We start from the raw sequence: 18,225 nt of genomic DNA on the forward strand, positions 1-18,225 counted from the left end.
CACCCACGTTCCCCGCACCGCCGTTCTCGCAGCCCAGGAGCACACCCCAAGGGCTATAGGGTTCATCTATGAAGGTGCCTCGTACGACGTTTCCCGGTCTCGCTGGCTGTCGAGGCGTCCGGCTGCGCTTCGGCCGGACCGTCGCGCTCGACGATCTCTCGTTCGCCGTCGAGAAGGGCGAGACGGTGGCGATCACCGGTCCCTCCGGCTGCGGCAAGACATCCCTGCTGCATGTGCTGTCGGGCCTGCTGCGTCCCGACGCCGGCGAGGTGTACTTCGGGTCGCGGGAGCTGTCGGCCGAGTCGGACGCGGCGCGCAGCCGCCTTCGATTGACCTCCTTCGGGTTTGTGTTGCAGTTCGGTGACCTGGTGCCGGAGTTGACACTCGGCGAGAACGTGGAGTTGCCGCTGCGGATGACCGGGGTACGGGCAGCGGTGGCTCACCGACGGGCGCTGCATCTGCTCGAGGAGTTAGGTATCGGAGACCTGGCGTCGCGGCAGGCGGGCGCGGTGTCGGGTGGGCAGGCGCAGCGGGCCGCGGTGGCTCGGGCACTGGTGCACGAGCCACAGGTGGTTTTCGCCGACGAGCCGACTGGCGCGCTGGATTCCACCAGCGGTGAGGCGGTCCTGGACTGCTTGTTCGCCGCGGCGAGGCAACGACATGCCGCCGTGGTCGTGGTGACGCACGCCGCGGAGGTGGCGCAGCGAGCAGACCGGGTGGTGCGCATGCGCGATGGCCGCGTGCTGGAGACGGTGGCTGCGCGATGAGTGCCGTAGGTCGCTATCTGCCATGGATGTGGTTGGGACTGCGGCTGACGGTGCGCGGTGGACGCCGGGCGCTGGTGCGCACGGTGCTGCTCGGCGCCGGGGCGGCGGTCGGCATCGTGCTGGTCCTCGGCGCGCTCGCGGTGCCGACCGTGGTGGACGCCCAGGACCTGCGGGTCATCTCCCGGACCCCGGTGACGCAACCCGGCGCAGATCAGGGGTTGCGGGTCCTGACGATCGATGACGCGGTCGCCGGTCGCCTGCTACGTCGGGTGAATGTCAGTGGGGCCAGCGGTGGTGCTCCCGTTCCGCCCGGAGTCGGGCAATTGCCGGCCGCCGGCGAGGTGGTGGTTTCCCCGGCGCTGCGTGAGCTCATCGCCGCCAACCCGCACGCGCGGCAGCGCTTCCCGCAGCGGGTGGTCGGCACGATCGGCGCTGCGGGCCTGACCGCGCCGGACGAGCTGATCGCGTACGTGGGTGTGGACGCGGCTCGAATGCCGGCGGACGCCGTTCCGGTGGTGGGCTTCGGCGATTCCGATGCCAACCGGCGGTTGGCGGTGCAGCGAGGCACTTCTGATCTGGAGCGACTGCTCACTCCCGGACGGATGGTCGCGTTCGCGTTCGCGTTCTTCCTCCTCGCACCACTGGCGGTACTGCTGTCCACCGCCGCCGGGCTGTCGGCCTCCGCGCGGGAGCAGCGGCTGGCCGCGCTCCGGCTACTCGGGGCGTCGGCGCGACAGGCACAGGCGGTCAACGCGGTCGAGACCGGTGTCGCCGCCACCATCGGCGTCGCACTCGGCTATGCGGCGTTCCCGCTGCTACGGGCAATCAGCGCCGACTGGTCGTTGGGCCGTTTCCGCTGGTACGCCACGGACGTGCACGTCGGCGCCGGTCGAGCCGCCACCGCCGGAGCGATAATCGCGGTGTTCGCGGTCATAGTGGCCGTGGCAGGGGCAACGCCTGCTGTTCTGCGCCCGGTGACCACCCGCCGTAGAACCGCGACCCCGGCACCTCGAGCGTGGCGGCTGCTCGCCTTCATCGCATCGGTCATGGCGCTGCTGGCGGCGATGTGGCTCGGTGACACGACGATGCCAGCACTGGCGTTGCTCGCCGCCGGGATGCTGGGCGTGGCGCTCACCCTGCCGCTCGTTCTTCCAGCGCTGCTCACCCGCCTCTGGGCACCTCTGCTGCGGTGGACCGCCCGACCGGTGTGGGTGACCCTCGCCGCACGTCGCGTCCTGCAGGCGCCCAACCTGGCCTCGCGTCTGGTCGGCGCGCTGATGGTCGCTCTGTTCATCGGTGGCGTGGGCACCATCGGCACCGCCGCCTATCAGGCGGCGAACACCGCCCGGCAGGTGTCCGACACCGGGTGGTTGCCGCAGACGATCCTGACTGGTGACCAAGCCCTCGCCGACAAGCTGACTCCCGTCGTCGGCACCGACAATATCGCCTACTACGAGAGCCTCAGCGGCATCGCCACGGTCGCCGGGCAGCAGCAACAGGTCTCTGTCGTCCGGGGCAGTTGCGCCAGCCTCGCCGTGCTGTTCGACACCACCTGGACCTGCACACCGGGAAAGGCGTACCGGGCGAAGTGGTCCGACCAGCTACCGCCCGGGACCACCCTGAGGCCAGCCGACGACGGAGATGCCGCGGTCACGGCCTTCACGATTCCTGCCGACACCGCCCCGCTGAACACCTCACCGTTCGGGCAAGGCACCGACATCGTCGTCGCCGAGACGCCCCGGCAGGGGACCATCGTCGCGAAGGTCACCGCCGACCAGGGCAAGCTCGAGGACTGGTACGCCGTCACCGCCGCCCTCGCCCCCACCGCAGTGGTGCAGGGATACCGCGAGATCCCGACCGGCTTCGACGCCGGCGCCGTCATCGTCCTCGTCACCGCCGGGCTGCTCATCACTGCCGCCATGGGCTTCATCGCCTTCGCCATGTCCACCGTCGACCGCAGGATCGCCACCCGACGCGCGAACGTCCCCCTCGCGGTGATCGGCGCGCCCCGGCGAACCCTCACGGCCGCGGACCTCACCGAGTCAGTCAGTGGTCTGATCCTCGGTCAACTCATCACCGCCGCGGCCGTCATCCTCACCGCCGGGACGGCAGCAGCCGTACTGCGCACTGCGAGCTTCGCCGACCTGCTCCACACCATCAGGCCCATGCTCACTCTTGCCGCCGCCGGGGTCGTCCTCGGCACCCTGATCACCATCCTGGCCACCACGTCCGCCGGCCGCCCCACCCCCGCACTCTTGCGCCACGAATAGCAATCGCACACCGATCAGGAGACCGTCATGGTTGAGGCCAGCTCATCGGGCGCCGCCTCTCTCATCGGTATTCCTCGCCGCCCCACACACTGCGGACACCGATGACGGTCTCCGTTCCCTACGCTGCTCCCATGGCAGCGTGTCCCGAGCTGACCAGGCCGGCCCCCCACGTGGGGTCCGGTCATGGTCTCTCCGGGGCAACCCCGGGGACGGACTACTCACCTCGGCACCACACCACAGGTGCGTCGGCACGCTCCGCGAGCCTGTGCACCCGCACGACCGGGCATCGTCGGGACGCGCTGCCACCACCGGCCCGATCGTGACCACCATTCACGCCCTCGCCACCGCGCTCGCCGACGCGTTCCTCGCCGGCGACAGCTGGCGCCGCGCCGATCTCATCGACCAGGGTGGGCTCGTCCTCGGAGTACGACGGCGCTGGCTGTGGCCGGTCGCCGACGCGGTGCTGGTCGCCTACCCGCGCCCACCCACCGACCGGCCACGCGAACTGGCCACGTTCCTGAGCAACGTCGACCCACTGCGCGCGGCAGTCGCCACCGCCCGCCAGCACCAGCGACCGATCGCCATCCGCGCCCGACCCGTGACACCGACCCGCACCATCCGCCGCCCCTGGCACACCCCAGTCATAGACACCGTCGATGACCTGGCCGCGATGCTCGACCTGAGCATCGAGCACCTCGACTGGTACGCCGACCGACGCGCCATGAACCGCCGCGCCACCGCCCACCGCCTGCACCATTACCACTACCGGTGGACCGCGGGCGGCCGGCTGATCGAGGCACCGAAGTCCCGGCTGCGCGCCCTGCAACGCCGGCTCCTCACCGAGGTCCTCGGCCCCATCCCGGTCCACCCCGCCGCCCACGGATTCGTCCCCGGCCGCTCCGCGCACACCTTCGCCGGCATCCACACCGCACAGCCGGTCGTCGTCCGGATCGACCTGCTCGCCTTCTTCACCCACATCCCCGCCACCCGCGTCCACGGCCTGTTCCGCACCGCCGGCTACCCCGAATCCGTCGCCCACACCCTCACCGGACTCTGCACCAACCGCACCCCGCACCCAGTCCTGCGCCGCGCACCGACCGAGCTGCCGCACCGAGCGGCCCGGCTCGCCGCGCTCCGCACCGGCCATCTGCCCCAAGGCGCGCCCACCTCACCCGCACTGGCCAACCTGTGCGCCTACCGACTCGACCGACGCCTCACCGGCCTCGCCGACGCCTTCGCCATCACCTACAGCCGGTACGCCGACGACCTCGCCTTCTCCGGCGACCTCACCACCCGCCGCATCGACGACCTGATCGCCGACGTCACCGACATCGCCCGCGACGAGGGCTTCCAAGTCCATCCAGCCAAGACCCGCGTCCGCGGGCGCGCGGACCGGCAACTCCTCGCTGGACTCGTCGTCAACCAACACCCCGCCACACCACGCGACGAATACGACCAGCTCCGCGCCATCCTCCACAACGCCGCCCGCACCGGCCTCGCCGCGCAGAACCGGACCGGCCACCCCGACTTCGCTCAATACCTCATCGGACGAGTTACCTGGATCAGTCATCACCACCCGGCACGCGCAGCCAAACTCGCCGCGCTGCTGGCCCACGCTCTCGCGGCACCGTAAACTGACGCGGCACGGCAACTTCACCGGATCCCGCAAGGACGCGTCGAACCGACCTAACAAGGGCCTGAGCAGGACTTACACCTGTTCTGCTGATCTTCAGCAAGCGAGCACAGCGACGGGCGCGTGCGACCCACCAATGTGAAAACAAAATAGAAACCCGCAGGTCATCCAGCTATGGGTACAGATAGAGCGTCGTCTTAGGAAACCGTTGCTCTATCCCCTGAGCTACGAGGGCGCGAGTGCCCAGTCTAGCGGCCTGCCGGTTCACCTGGGGTGGCAGGGAGTGGCCCACGTTCACCCACGTCGTCGCCCTGGTCAGGGCCGACCGATGACCACACCCCGAGCACACGGACCCCGGCAGCGACCCGGCCCGTTGACCCGCCGTGGCATCCGGTGGCACCGGTTGCCCCACGGTGGCATCCGCTCTCGAGCACACACCGCGCACATCATCGAAGGTCCGGAGTCGGGTCTCGGGTCGCCCGCCGATAGACGTTGCTCGGCGCGGACAAGGACGTCGGCGCCGGGGTTGTTGAGGCGCTGGCCGGTTCTGGCGGAGATCGGTTACGGTAACGTCGCTTTGCGTCAATGCAGCCGTCGTGTCCGTACGGGGTTGTGAAGGGACGGGCGTCATGATCGATCCGCAGCGGGTAGACGATGCGAAGCGGGCACTGGGTGCAAGGCTTGCCGCCTGGCGCAACGTGCGTGGGCTGACCCAGTTGGCATTGGCGAGGCGGGTGCCGGTTTCCCGGACCACGATCGCGGGCGTCGAGCGCGGGCAGCAATGCCCGGACCGGATCTTCTGGCAGCGCTGTGAAGCGGCCCTAGCCGCTGGTGGAGAGTTGCTGGCCGACTACGACGACTATCGGCGCCTGAAGCAGCAGCTTGATCAGGAGAAAGTCGAAGCGGCACAACGCATGCGGTGGGGCGAAGTCGAGGACCGCTCACTACCGGCTGGCACTCACGGTGTCCCGGTGACGGATCCGGCACGGGAGTCGTTGCGCGACCTCGCCGCCACGGATCTGACGGCCGGTGGTCCGAACGGCCTGACGGCACCACTCGCGCGGGTCGCCGGTGCCGCGGTGGCAGGTGAGACGGACTTTCACGATGGTGACGCGGTTACGCTTGCGGTCATGTCCGATGGGCAGGCGATGTCATTGCGGGTAAGCCGGAGGGCTCTGCTGGAACTGGCCGCTGGCCTCACCGCCGTGCCGGTTGTCACCACCACAGGCGTTTCTCACCCACGGTCCGTCGACCCTGCCGTTGTCGATCACTTCGCGGAGCTTCGCGCGCTCCTCGTACAAGCGGACGACCTGCTGGGTGGCCTCACCATCCTGTCGACCGTCGAACAGCAGATCGCGCTGATCGCCGCCCTGCGTCGGCAGACACGTGGACAGCTTCGTAACCGGCTTCTCAGCACCGAGGCACGGTGGAGCGAGTTCGCGGGTTGGCTCAGCGACGATCTCGGCGACCGGGCCGCGGGCGACCGCTGGCTGGACCGCGCGGGAAGCATGGCGCAGGAAGCCGACGATCAGGAGTTCTGGGCGTACGTCCTGACCCGTAAGGCACAGCGGATGGTGGGAACCGGGGACGAGGACTGTGTCGTCGGGCTGGCCCGTGCCGCTTCCCGCCTGCCCGACACGCCCCCGCTCCTGCACGCCTTCGCCGCCATCCAGCAGGCGCACGGCAGCGCCATCGCGCAGGACGCCTCCGCTTTCCAGGCCGCGGTCGAGCGTGCCCACACACTCGTGGCGACCGCCAGGCCGCCGAGCGGGGGAAGCAGTGCCCTCGGTTCGTTCTGCACCCGGCCGTACCTTGCGGCGCAGGAGGGCGAGGGATGGCTCCGCCTCAACCAACCGCGTCGGGCCATCGACAGCTTCACCAACGCCGTCAACACGTGGCCCGACCGCTACCGACGCGAACGGGGCGTGTACCTCTCCCGCACGGCGCACGCCTACCTGGCGGCTTCGGAACCAGGCCAGGCCGCCACCGTCGCGGCTGAAGCGTTGACCACGGCTACCACGACGGGCTCGGTTCGGGTCCGCCGAAACGTCACCACCCTGGCCCGGCGACTCGAACCCTTCTCCAGCCAGCCGGAAGTGCGACAGCTCCTCGACCAGCTGGCCACCAGCGGATGAGTCACCAACTACCCGATCAGGTCCGTACGCCGCATGTCGCCTTCGTCGGCCGCGCCAACATCGACATCACCGTGCGGATCCCCCAACGGCCCGTCGCTGGCCGGACGACGTTCGCCTCGTCACCCGCGACGACCACACCGGGCGGCAAGAGCCTCAACCAGGCTTTGGCCGCACGACAAGCGGGCGTCCGCGCCAGCCTGATCACCAACGTCGGCGACGACGAATGGGGCGCCTCCCTGAGCCGAGCCCTCACCAACGCGGCCATCGACATGTCCTTCCTTCAAGTCGTGCCATCGGCTCCGACCGGTACCGCGATCATCGAGATCACCCCCGACGGCGAGAACTACATCGTCCTCGCACACTCCACAGAGACTGAGCTCGCCAGCGAGCATGTGCGCAACGCACTTCAGCAGCTACGAGCTCCGATCGTGGTAACCCAGCTCGATCTCCAGCCCGATGCCGTTGACGCCGTCTTCCGGCATCACCACGCAGAGACGCTCATCGGCAACCTCGTGCCACATCCCTCGCTCGGTCTGACCGCCCTGGCCCCACTCGACCTGTTCGTTTCGAACGAGGCCGAAGCGGCAGCGATACTGGGCCGCCACCATGCCAATCCGTCGATCGCAGCGCAGGAACTCCGCAAGCTGGGCCCACGAGCGGTGGTGGTGACCGCTGGCGCTCGCGGCGCCGCCTACAGCGATGCCGACCACACCGCACTCGTCCCCGCATCACACGTCAAGGCCATCAACACCAGCGGGGCCGGTGACGCCTTCCTCGGCACCCTCGCCGCACGACTCGCTCACAACGTGCCGCTACCCCACGCAGTCGCCAAAGGCGTCGCCGCCGCAACAACCTTCGTGCAGCTCGACAGACGCTAGGCGACTAGGTCGGGACGACGGTGACATCGCTGGCCTTCATGGTTGCCAGACGCCCGCACTGATCCGAGTCTCCACAAGATCGCGAGGGACGATCGGTTCGAACTCGAGTGCGTATCCGACAAGGCCTCTGGCAGCGGCATGCCTGGCACACCGACTGCGGTCAGCAGAACGGCCAGCCTCCCAGGGTCCTGCTCGAAGAGGATGTCGCTGAAGGCATCGAGGCTTCCGCTCGGGTTGCGTGACAGAGCAGCTGCGAGAACTCGTAGACGAAGCCGGCAAAGTCGACGAGCGACGCTCCGTCGATTACGAGCACAGGGGTTTACAACGATGCCGCAAGGGGTCTCGCCGGCAAGAGGGCCTCCAAGGCAGGATAATGCAGCGCTGCGCGCGGCCACGACTACAACGGACAGACGGAATGGACTTTCCCCAGCAGCCGTGTCGCCAATGGCCGCCGCCGCGAGATGGTCAGCCCTGCCTACTTTCTATACCCGGCGGTGACTGCTCCTGCTCTACCCTTGGGAAGAATTGGTGCCATTCAAGTCCAACATCTGCCCGAATGCGTTAAGAGCCGAGCGGCTAGTCACATCATTAGCAGGCGCTCGCATTCGCCATTCGGATACTTGATCAGCAGGCTTCGGCCATCGCCGCGCTTTAGGACATCTTGCACTAGATCATATACTTGAATTGCGCGGTTGATGGTGTCCGTTCTGGTATCTCCCGACTTCCGGACGGCACTATCGAGCGCCAACATTGACCTTTGAGTAAAATTGACGGTTACACGGGTTAGCGGCCCGCTGCTCCCACTCGCACCTCCAGACGCAACTGCCGGAGGGGTGATGCCGCCATCGGACTCACGCCGTTTCGGAACGCCGCCATTGCCCGCTTCAACAGACCCCTTCGCTGGCATATATATCCCCTTCTCCCATGCCCGGTACTCTTTATCGCTGCTGACAGTTCCCAGGAAAATTTAAGACACTTCGCGTTACCAATGGGCGCCCGTCAACAGACTCACGGGTTCAGGGCTGCTAGTCAACCGTCCCTCCAAGCTGGAACATCGCACACCATGTGCGACGGGTCTTGCGATGCACGTTGAGACCATGACAATGGGCCTAGGAGTCTCGTCCTACGACCCATGTCGGTCAGTCTTTATGCACAGCGACCGCACCCGATCCAACACGCAGGAAGGAAGTGAAGCTTGTTCGCTTGCACGATTGGGGTTATGCAGTGAACCAGGGGCGTTGCCCGTCCCAGCAGATTGACCAAGAGCTCAACCTGGCCGATCACACTGACCCCATCGAGTCCGAACCGTCGGACAAGGCACGCGTCTGGGCGCAGCACCGAACAGAAAGATCAACGGAAGGGAATTTCTTCGCAACCTGGTGGCGATTCGCCATTGAGATAAAGTTTCTGCCTTCGAAGCGAACGGCTCGACACGCCCTAACCCTATCCGGGCTACTGGTAGCCGCAATCGCCGCAGCGGTTACATGGGTTGCCGCTTCGGTGAATGAAATTCCCGACGCCATTTCCGTGCCTACACCGATACTGGTCCCGTTGATCCTTCTAGCAGTTAGGGCAATCGTGACGAAAGGTCGGCGATAACTGGCCCGACTGCACACTTCGGACGCCAAGGCCAGGATCGACCGAAGCGGTTCAACCATCACGCACCAGCACTTTACTTGGGGCCGGACGATGTGTCCGGCCCCGCCAGCGCTTCACGACCATTGGGCACTAGCCCCCTCTGTGAGGAGTCTGCTGTGTCTTGAACTTGCAAGCGCCGCGCGACTGGGCGCATCGACCTCTGTTGGCGGTACCGCAGATGGTGGTACGGGTTCGACCGGGCGTGGCCACTGCTCGCCTGGCGGCACGGGGGCACGGCCGAAGATGGCTTCCGCGGCTGCTTGGGCGAGGACGGCCTGGGTTGTGGCGGGTATCCCGATCCGGTTCCAGTGGAAGATCACGTGCTCTGCGATCACGGCGCGTAGCCCACGGGTGAGTTTTCCTGTGTCGCGTAGGTGGCGGAGGGCTGTGCCGGCGTTCTCGAAGGCGGTCTGCCAGTCGCTGGTGGTGCGGGTGGTGCCGAGTTGCAGGTGACGGACCTTGCCGGTGAAGGCTTCCCAGGTGGCGGGGTCGGCGGCGGGGGGCCAGGTGCGATGTTCCAGGCGGTGTCGGGCGACTCGCGCCCATACGTCGCCTTGTTCGTTGAGGTCGAGTCCGGTGGCGCGCATGAGTGCCGTGCACAGGATGAGGGAGCGTTCCCGTCGGTCTGCCGGCTGATGGTGAAGGTAGGTGAGGAGGTGGCGGCTGTCGTGGTGGAACAGGGTGTGTGCGGTGTCCATCGCGTCGGGGCCGCCGAAGGCGTGGATCTCGGGTTCGTAGATGTCGCTGGTCCAGGCGCGCGTTCCGGTGAGCAGGTCGTGTACCGGGCCGGGGTCGGTGTCGGGCGTGGTGGGCAGGTAGCGGATGCGCCACGGTCCTTTGCGGATGAACCACCAGGAGGTGATGAGGCCGGCGGTCTCGGCGGCGGGTAGGACGCGGTGGAGGTGGGGTATCGCGTGTTGTTCGCGTTCGTGGCGGCTCTGGCCAGGGTAGGTGATGTTCACCTGTTGCCAGGGGGTCTCCTTCATGGCGGGCCTTTCGTCAGCTGAGTAGGAGGCAGGCGTCCCACGAGGTTGAGGTTGTGGAGGCTGCGGCCAGGGCGTGACCGGCTGTGCCGTCAAGTAGTCCGGTGGGTTCGTCCGCGGCGGGGGTGGCGTGCAGGTGGAGGCGGGTCAGTGGGGCGAGGGGTGTCGGGGTGAGTGCGTCGGCGGCGATGCGCCGGCCGGTGGCGAGGAGGCCGGCGGTGCCGTGGCAGAGGCTGCGGTCGGTGAGACGGCGGATCTGTGCGGGGTCGTTCACGCAGGTGGTGAACGCCGTCTCGGCGAGGAGCTGCCGGGCGGTGTCGTGCAGGGCGAGGGCGGCCAGTTGTTGGGCGCGGGCGATTCCGGGGGTGCCGTAGCACCAGGAGGGGCGTAGTGGGTGTTGTTGTGCGGGTGCGCCGTGGTGCAGGTCGTCGAGGGTGAGGGTCTGCGGCCACCAGATGGTGTCGGCGGTGTGCTGCTGCCAGGTGTCCAGCCATCGGCATATCCGCAGGATCGCCTCGGTGTGTCCGTCGACGGTGATGCCGGCGCGGTGGGTGAGGGCGAGTAGCGCGAGTGGGCCGGTGATGCCGTGGGCGATCCCGTGGTTGGCGTGGCCTCCTGGTGGTGGTGGCTGGTGTCGGTCGGGTCCGTTCGCGCACCACCAGCCGGGGAGGTCGTTGACCGGTTCGGTGAGCCGGACCAGGTAGGTGAGTACCTGGCGGAGCAGGTCGTGGTCGCCGAGGCGGTGCAGGGCGACGCCGAGGCCGGTCAGGCCGCGGATGAGGTCGTACTCGGCGTAGTGGGGCCGCTGGTGGGAGTCGATGCGGCGGTGGGCGGCGTGCAGCCGTCGGCGGGTGACCGTGGCGGTCCCGGTGGCGGCGATCGATCGTGCTCGGGTGAGGCCGGGTTGGTTGGGGGTGGCGAGGACGAAGGCGAGTGCGGGTGCGCCGTAGAAGAGGCTGGCGCCTGCGGCGATGCTGACGCCGTTGGCGGTGGCGGCCCGCAGTGCCGCGTGGGCGGCGGGCCGGTTGCCGGTTTCCAGGTGTAGAAGGGCGACGCCGGCCGCCCCTTCGGCGAGGGACTGTGCTGCGGTCACGGCGTCGCCTGGCGGGTGCGGGCGACGGCGCGGGCCAGGCGGAGGCAGTGCCGTTCGGAGGCGGGGTCGACGCCGATCATGCGGGCGTGGTGCAGGTGCAGAATGTCGGTCAGTACCTGGTCGAGGTCGAGGTTGTCGGCGTGGGCCAGTGTCCGGTAGGTGGCCAGTGCCTTGTCCAGGTCGTCGTCGCGGTAGGGGGTGCGGGCGAGGTCGAGCTGGACGGGTTCGAGTCGGGGGCCGCGGTGGTGGGGGACGTGTTCGGCGAGCCAACGCGGCCCGTCGCCGGTGAAGGCGTCCGCGATGGCGATCATCGTGGCGGCGGTGCTGGCCTGGCGGTCGCCGGTCAGCCGCTGCAGGGTGGCGCGGGAGTCAGCGGCGAAGACCGCTTCGGCGGCGGTGAGGGTGGGGCCGGTGCCGTGGCGGGTCTCGGGCCGGTAGGTGCGCAGGCTGTAGTCGTGCAGGACGCGTTTGTGCTCCAGTTGTTGCGCCCATTCGGCGAGGCATGCGGCGGTGGCAGCGAAGGTGGTGTCCTGGAGTGGGATGCGTAGCCGCAGGTGGGGCTCGGGGTCCGGGTACCGGAGGAACCACCAGCCCGCCGCCGGGAGGTTGCCGGTCCGGTGGGCGAGGTCGGTGAGGATGTCGTCGGCCCGGCCGTACAGGCGGGCCTCCAACCACGGTGACTGGCCGGGCCGATGCTGTTGTGCGGTCACGGCCCGCGCTGGTCGGCTCGGGTGGGTGGCCGGACGGGTGTGCGCGAGGGTGAGGAGGAGTTCGGCGGGTCGGCCGCCGATCCAGCCGGCCGGGCCGGGAGCCTCGGTGAGGGTGGTGCGGGCGTGCCGGTCGACGTGCCGGCGCAGCACTGCCAGGTGGGTGTTGTCGTTCAGGTCCAGACGTACCTGCACGTCGTCGGCGCCGACCAGGACCTCGTCCGGGAGCCGGTGCTGTTCACGGTATCGCTGCCAGGCGTCGCGCCAGTGGGACCATGCCAGGGTGCGGGCGGGGAGCGCGGTCCGGTCGATGGTCCAGCGGGCGGGGTGCACGATGCTGCGTCCGCGTCGCAGGCGTGGCAGGAACGGCAGGCTACGCGCGTGCCCCCAGTCGAATCGGCTGCACGGAGCCGTCCACGCCGTCCAGATCTCGGTCAGGAACCGCATCAGGGGCTGCTGGAGGTCGGGTAGCAGCACGCTGTTGAGCAGCAGCGGCTCGACCGGTCGCCCGGAGGTCCGCGACACCAGCCACAGCCGCTGGCCGTCGCCGGTCACCGCGAGGTCCGCGAGCGTCCACGGCGGGTCCGGGTGGAAGTCGCCGACGGGCAGGACGGGCAGCACCGCAGGTGTCCGGGCGACCGCGGCCAAGCGGGCATCCAGCGGCGGGCCGGACAGTTGCACCGTGTCCGCGCCGGGCAGGGCGGTCGGCAGGTTCCGGTAGACGTGCTGGAACGACGCCAGCTCGGCGGGAGAAAGCAGGTGCAGGAACCGGCCGGCGGCGACCCCGGCGTGGCGGGCTCCGCTGACCACCGTCAACGTGAACGCGCCTCGGTCCAGGTCCTGTGGGGTCGCGGCGGCGAGGGTGAACCGTAGTTCGGTGTGTGGGATCGGCGGCCGGTCGTCATCTCCTCGTAGGCGGCCTGTCAGCTCGTCGTCGAGGATCACCTCCGTACAGTCGTTCAGCGCCGACTGCTGGGCGAGCTGCGCGAGGAGCCGGTCGCGGGCGGTGAACACCGCAGGTACACGCCGGGTGGAACCCCGGTATCCGGCGGGAAAGCCCAGAACGTTCAGGACGTCGCGTAACGGCACGGCCGCGCCCGGGCCCCACCGCTGAATGAACGCGCCGTGGTATTCCGCCCATCCCGGCAGGGGCGCTGCCACCGCCACCAGCGTCGACGCGGCACGGGCCGCCTCGTGGAGCACCGCCGGTGGCAGCGTCACCGAGGCGTCGACACGCAGGTCGACCGCGACCCGGTCGCCGGGATCGGGCATCGGGACGTGACGGGCCAGGTGGGAGGCCGGGTCGGTGACAGTCGTCGCCGGCCGCAGCGCCGACAGCAGGACACCCGCCTGGACGAGCGACGCCAACATCCGTTCGGCCGCCCCGGTAGCGGCGGGCAGCGGCCCGGCGACCCGGGCGGCGAGGTCACCGAACATGACCGGGGAACGCGCCGCGCGGATCGCCGCCCGCACCGGCCTGGTCAGACGGATCTCTATGTCCCACCTGCGGTCGCCGCCGCCGCGCAGGCAGGGCAGCACCCACACCTCGCCGCGCTGGTACCCCACCGAGTTCGTCACCACCGCGACGTCGCGCAGCGCCGCCAGGTCCTGCTCGGCGCGCCCGGTGTGCTCGGCGACGAACGTCCCGTCAGGGCGGGTCACCACCTGATGCGCCTCGCCCCACCGAACCGATGCGCGGGCGCCGAACTCGACCGGAGCCACCCCGGCGAAGGTGCCGAACGGTGTCGCCCGGGTGGTCCACCTCAGCAGGTACCGGACCGTCGAGTCGACCATGCGCCCGAACCGGCGGTCGGTGGTCGGCGCACTGGCCACGGTCCGGGTGATCTGTTCGGCCAACTGGGGTGTGGCAGCGGCGACGGCGGTGGCGAATCCCGGCAGCGCCCACACTGCGGCCAGCCACTGCCGCCACTGCTCGGGCTGATCCGTCGTCAGGTCGGGCCACGCGGGCAGGGTCAGACCGCTGGGGTAGGCGGCAACTCTGATCAGCGCCGCACCGGCCGTGGGGAACATGAACGCACCCTCGAAGACGGGGGCCCGGCGCTGGAGACGCCGGGCCCGGGGTGGATCGTCAGGGACGGTTACTTGCTGCCGCCGGAACAGGCGTTCGAGCCCGTGTTGCCCGAGCCGCAGCCGTCGTCGGTGCTGGTGGCGTACCCGCTGGCAGCGGGGCCGGCGTCCACCAGGGTGATGTCCAGGTCGAACTCCTCGAGTTCCATGGTCTCCACTCGCGTGTTCCTTCCTATGCGGAGGTGAAGGTGAGGACGAGGCGACTGTGTCGCTTGTCCAGCACCGTCCCGGCCGGCAGGGCGCCGTCGGGAGTACCTGCGGGTAGGACGTGCAGCACCGGAGAGGGCTCGCCAGCGTCCACCCACGCGCGCATGTGCCCGGCCATCCGTCCCGCCGCCGCGGCGGCGTCGGGCCCGTGAGCGCAGGCGCCGAGGTCGAACGTGTCGTCGGTCCAGCGCAGCGTCGACCGGTAGGAGAACGTCCCCTCGTGCAGGGCGGCGGGCGTACCGAACCGCCAGGCAGGGGCGACGATGCCGGCGTCGACGGCCTCCTGCTGCGCCGAGAGCACCACGAACTGGTCGACCTCATCGGCGAGGCGGGCCGCCAGCCACAGGTCCAGGTCGGCCAGGACGCTACGAGGCGGCAGGCCCACCCCTGCCCATGCCTGCTCCTGCGGCTGCGACAGCAGCCCACCGACCGATTCCGGGTCGACCTGCTGGCCCTCATCCAGCCGCAGGTGGACACCGGCGGCGATGTCGACATACCGCATCTCGTGGGCTCCGGTGCCCCGCATCGCCACGAACCCGCAGAGGCGCTGGCTGTGGCTGACCAGCCGGTCACCGACCCGGCGCAGCGCCCACGACCGGGTCATCCCGAACGTCCGTAGCGGCACCACCAGCACGCCGTCCTCGGCGAGCTGCGCGATCCACGCCGCGGGGATGTCCCACGCCCCGGCCGTCACGATGATCAGGTCGTAGCAGCGCCCCAGGTCGATCGGCTGCTCCGCGTCCGCGCACACCACGCTGACATCGCCGTAACCTGCCACCGCCAGACACGCCACCGCCCGCTCGGTCACCTCCGGGTCGATGTCCACGGTCGTGACCGAACCCGACGGCCCGACCAGCTCGCGCAGCAGCGACGCGTTGTAGCCGCCCGATCCGATCTCCAGCACGTGCCGGCCGTGCAGGCCACCGGTGAGGGCGTCAGCCGCCTGCCCGAGCATCTCCGCGATCAGCCACGGCGCGGACACCGAACTGACGGTCTCATCACCGAGCCGCTTGGTGACGACCGCGGTGTCGCTGCGGTACGCCTCCTCCATCGGGACACCCGGCGTGTACAGCTCGCGGGGAACCACCCGCAGTGCCGCCTCGACCTCGGGCCGCATCGTCAGCCCCTTGGCCGCATGGTCAGCGACCAGCTGGTCGACCATCGCGTCACGGAGGTCGTCGCTGCTCATCGTGTCGACGCTCATGTGCGCGTCACTCTCCTGTTCGTCAGGACCGCCGCCGTTGCGGACGGCCCGCACTTTCCGTTATCCGCCAAGGACGAACACGGCCTCAGACGCCCGAGGACTGTTCCCCTGCTGGGCAGGACGCAGGCCGAACTCACCGGGTGCCCAACCGGCAAGGCGACGCAAGGCGGCCCGGGTTCGATCAAGCCGCAGTCAACGTGAGGTCCGAGCCGTCCCGGCCACCAGCGGTCCCGGATTCCTCGGCAGCGGCGAGAAACTGCGGTACAGGGTCACACGGATCAACTCCCCTCGGGTTGGGCGGTGCCGGGGACCCCTGAGCGGCGGGCGCCGAGCGGTCATGTCCACCACTCAACGCCGGTCTGACCGTGTCGAACACCCTCGACACGGGATTTCGACACGGTCAGACCGGCCCCAGCGCCTCTCGGGGGCCGACTACGACAGGCGGGCGGACAGCCTGTGGAGTTCGTCGAGGATCACGTTCCAGCGGAAGGGCTGATCGTCGTGAGCTGGTCGCAGCGCCTCGGTGGCGGTGAGGCGTACGCCGTGGTCGGCGAGGAGCCGCAGGTGGGCGTCGAACGCGGGGTGGCGGGCGAGGGTGGGTTTGACGTACGGGGAGACGATGATCGGCATGCCTGCGCCGAGAGCTTCGTTGAGGATGCCGAGGGCCAGACTGTCGTTGATGCCGGTGGCCCACTTGTTGATGGTGTTGAACGTCGCCGGAACGACCGCGACGGCATCGGCGCGTGGCAGGACGCTCGGTTCGTCAGGATGCCGCTGCCGGTAGCTGACGGGCCTGCCCGTAACGGCGGCCAGCCGATCGTTGGGAAGCCAGGTGTGCGCGGTTTCGGTCGCGATGACGTACACATCCCAGCCGTCGCGCCGCACCGCCTCGACCAGCTCGACGATGCGGCGGGCCGGTGGCGCGGCACAGACCACCAGGTAGAGCAGACGGGCATTCGCGGATCCGGACGTCACGCGGCGATTCCGGCGCGTTCGGCGAGTGCCCGCAGGCCGGGGGTGACGGCGCGCCGCTCACGGGTGAGCAGGTCGCCGATCAGATGGCGCGTCCGGCCGTGCACGTGCACCGTCTGCGGCGCGATGCGTTCGGCTTCGAGCAGGTGCAGCACGGCTGCGGGATCGTTGCCGGGCGAGCAGGCGTAGGCGGCGGCGAGGTCGAGGTGGACCCGGGCGCGGCGGCTCACCAGGGCCGCCGGCAGCGACGAGGTGTCGAGCTGTTCTCCAAGGTGGATCGCCAGCTGAGGCTGGTCCGTTCGGGCGGCGATGCTGATGCGGTGGATCATCACGTTCGTCGGACCGAACCCGGTCCACAGGTCGTTACGATCGGCGCCGAGCCGCCGGGCCAGGGCGTTCGCGTCGTCGAGGTGCCGCTCGACAGCGGCGGGCTGGGCCTGCCGGGCGGCGATCAGCGCCGCGAGCAGAGTCAACGCCCCGTGGGCCGACAGGACACGCGGACCCGTCGACGCGGAGTCCCTCGTGTCCGTCACACCATCGAGAGCGGCCAGCACCACCTCCTCGGCATCGCCGACGCGGTCCGGCATCGCCAGCAGCGCAGTACCCACCGAGAACGCCGCCGCAGCGACGAGCGCAACATCCTCGGCCTGCTCGGCGGCGACACGAGCGGCACGGTCCGCCGCCACCCAGGCAAGGCTGGGATCGCCGAGTTTCACGGTGAGTTTGGCGGCGGCGAGATTCGCCGCCGCCAGCGACCCGACGGCCAGGGCGCGCTGCGTGCCGGTGCAGGTCCGGGTCAACAGGTTCGCCTGCTCGAACGTGTCGGGCAACGCCCGGACCGCCTCGGCATAGTTGCCACGCTGGTAAAGGCTATGGAGATGGGCCACCCGCTGACGGACCTCCGAAAGCGTGAGAGGCTCGACCGGCTGTTTCGGTGCGGCAGGTGCGAGCAGGTGCCGGCGCAGCTCGGCCAGCAGTCGCGACCTGGCATCGTGGTCGGCTTCCTCGCCACGGCCTGCTACCGCGTTGACGACTGAGACCTGCCCGGTTCGTGTGGTGCGGCCCGCCTCCGGGCGCTCGCCGTGGAACCGGTCCGGCGGGCGTCGATTGTCGCCGACTTCGCCGTACCTTTCGCCTGTGGCCTCGCCGGCTGCCATCACCGCCTCGGGTACCGCTCCCCACCGCGCCCGCTGTGCCGCCTCGGCCTGCTGTGCCTGGAACCGGGACTGGAGGTGTCGGTAGGCGTCGTAGGCGGCGAGTAGCTCGCCCTGGGCGTCCAGCAGGGTGTCGCACTGCAGCCAGAAGATCCGGTCCACGACCTGCCGGCCCCGCTCGACCATTCCCAGGGTGCTGCGCGTCGTGTGCACCTGGCGTGCGAGGGCTTCCTGAATGAGTCCCCTCGACCTACGCAGGGCGGCGAGCTTACGGCCGAGATCGTCCCTGGCCTGTTGAAGATCCTGGCGATCAATCATGGGCTCGCCTTTCCGTTCGCATCGACCTGCGTCGAGCCGACTGTTGCGGCGCCCCGACGCACGGCGATTCGACGTTAGCGGATCGCACGCGACCTGGGCGTGGAGCTGGTGCGAATGGCGTGCTGGCCTGGCAGAGAGGGCGCCTGTGTCGAAAACCGGGGTCGCGTCCGCGCGAGTG

12 protein-coding genes are annotated in these 18,225 nt (G+C 69.4%); 5 read left to right on the top strand and 7 right to left on the bottom strand.

Annotated elements, in window-relative coordinates; all coding sequences use genetic code 11:
- Positions 1-68: 68 nt before the first annotated feature.
- The 5 genes from LQ51_RS24770 (at position 69) to LQ51_RS24790 (ending at position 7,683) form a co-directional block, all read left to right on the top strand.
- Positions 69-767, top strand: a complete 699-nt coding sequence (locus tag LQ51_RS24770; RefSeq protein WP_046569657.1) for an ABC transporter ATP-binding protein — start codon at positions 69-71, stop codon at positions 765-767.
- A gap of 83 nt (positions 768-850) precedes the next feature.
- Positions 851-3,037: an ABC transporter permease family protein gene (locus LQ51_RS24775; RefSeq protein ID WP_156313216.1), complete on the top strand. Its 2,187-nt coding sequence runs from the start codon at positions 851-853 to the stop codon at positions 3,035-3,037.
- A gap of 319 nt (positions 3,038-3,356) precedes the next feature.
- Entirely contained in the window at positions 3,357-4,670 is a 1,314-nt protein-coding gene (locus LQ51_RS24780) for a reverse transcriptase family protein (RefSeq protein ID WP_046569686.1), read from the top strand.
- A 629-nt stretch (positions 4,671-5,299) separates the two neighbouring features.
- Positions 5,300-6,805 (top strand): helix-turn-helix transcriptional regulator, encoded by a 1,506-nt coding sequence (locus LQ51_RS34110; RefSeq protein WP_046569661.1) that lies wholly within the window; start codon positions 5,300-5,302, stop codon positions 6,803-6,805.
- The gene (locus LQ51_RS24790; RefSeq protein WP_046569663.1) at positions 6,802-7,683 is read left to right on the top strand and encodes a PfkB family carbohydrate kinase; all 882 of its coding nucleotides are present in this window, start codon (positions 6,802-6,804) and stop codon (positions 7,681-7,683) included. Before LQ51_RS34110 ends, LQ51_RS24790 begins: the two co-directional genes overlap by 4 nt.
- A gap of 1,712 nt (positions 7,684-9,395) precedes the next feature.
- On the opposite strand, the gene LQ51_RS24795 is transcribed toward LQ51_RS24790, so the two are convergent.
- The 7 genes from LQ51_RS24795 to LQ51_RS31500 all read right to left on the bottom strand — a co-directional run bounded on the left by LQ51_RS24795 (position 9,396) and on the right by LQ51_RS31500 (position 18,047).
- Positions 9,396-10,307, bottom strand: a complete 912-nt coding sequence (locus tag LQ51_RS24795) for a thiopeptide-type bacteriocin biosynthesis protein (RefSeq protein WP_069089169.1) — start codon at positions 10,305-10,307, stop codon at positions 9,396-9,398.
- Between the two features lie 13 nt (positions 10,308-10,320).
- Complete coding sequence (locus tag LQ51_RS24800) at positions 10,321-11,397, bottom strand: lanthionine synthetase C family protein (RefSeq protein WP_043325490.1); 1,077 nt, start codon at positions 11,395-11,397, stop codon at positions 10,321-10,323.
- A complete protein-coding gene (locus LQ51_RS24805; protein ID WP_046569666.1) occupies positions 11,394-14,135 on the bottom strand; it encodes a lantibiotic dehydratase in 2,742 nt (913 codons plus the stop codon). Before LQ51_RS24805 ends, LQ51_RS24800 begins: the two co-directional genes overlap by 4 nt.
- A gap of 68 nt (positions 14,136-14,203) precedes the next feature.
- A complete protein-coding gene (locus tag LQ51_RS32320) occupies positions 14,204-14,341 on the bottom strand; it encodes an FxLD family lanthipeptide (RefSeq protein ID WP_082159628.1) in 138 nt (45 codons plus the stop codon).
- A gap of 23 nt (positions 14,342-14,364) precedes the next feature.
- The gene (gene fxlM, locus LQ51_RS24810) at positions 14,365-15,603 is read right to left on the bottom strand and encodes a methyltransferase, FxLD system (protein ID WP_043330488.1); all 1,239 of its coding nucleotides are present in this window, start codon (positions 15,601-15,603) and stop codon (positions 14,365-14,367) included.
- 432 nt (positions 15,604-16,035) lie between these two features.
- On the bottom strand, positions 16,036-16,539 hold the full coding sequence (locus LQ51_RS24815) for a flavoprotein (protein ID WP_231605867.1): 504 nt from the start codon (positions 16,537-16,539) through the stop codon (positions 16,036-16,038).
- Positions 16,540-16,574: 35 nt separating this feature from the next.
- A complete protein-coding gene (locus LQ51_RS31500) occupies positions 16,575-18,047 on the bottom strand; it encodes a helix-turn-helix transcriptional regulator (RefSeq protein ID WP_051611166.1) in 1,473 nt (490 codons plus the stop codon).
- Positions 18,048-18,225 lie beyond the last annotated feature (178 nt).

Origin of the sequence: Micromonospora sp. HK10 (genome assembly GCF_000982955.1) — a bacterium.
Taxonomy (GTDB): domain Bacteria; phylum Actinomycetota; class Actinomycetes; order Mycobacteriales; family Micromonosporaceae; genus Micromonospora.

Excerpts from the sequence above, each read along its gene's own strand:
- LQ51_RS24770 (WP_046569657.1), top strand. The coding sequence starts at position 69 with ATGAAGGTGCCTCGTACGACGTTTCCCGGTCTCGCTGGCTGTCGAGGC.
- LQ51_RS34110 (WP_046569661.1), top strand. The coding sequence starts at position 5,300 with ATGATCGATCCGCAGCGGGTAGACGATGCGAAGCGGGCACTGGGTGCA.
- LQ51_RS24790 (WP_046569663.1), top strand. The coding sequence starts at position 6,802 with ATGAGTCACCAACTACCCGATCAGGTCCGTACGCCGCATGTCGCCTTC.
- LQ51_RS24795 (WP_069089169.1), bottom strand. The coding sequence starts at position 10,307 with ATGAAGGAGACCCCCTGGCAACAGGTGAACATCACCTACCCTGGCCAG.
- LQ51_RS24805 (WP_046569666.1), bottom strand. The coding sequence starts at position 14,135 with ATGTTCCCCACGGCCGGTGCGGCGCTGATCAGAGTTGCCGCCTACCCC.
- LQ51_RS32320 (WP_082159628.1), bottom strand. The coding sequence starts at position 14,341 with ATGGAACTCGAGGAGTTCGACCTGGACATCACCCTGGTGGACGCCGGC.
- fxlM (WP_043330488.1), bottom strand. The coding sequence starts at position 15,603 with ATGAGCGTCGACACGATGAGCAGCGACGACCTCCGTGACGCGATGGTC.
- LQ51_RS31500 (WP_051611166.1), bottom strand. The coding sequence starts at position 18,047 with ATGATTGATCGCCAGGATCTTCAACAGGCCAGGGACGATCTCGGCCGT.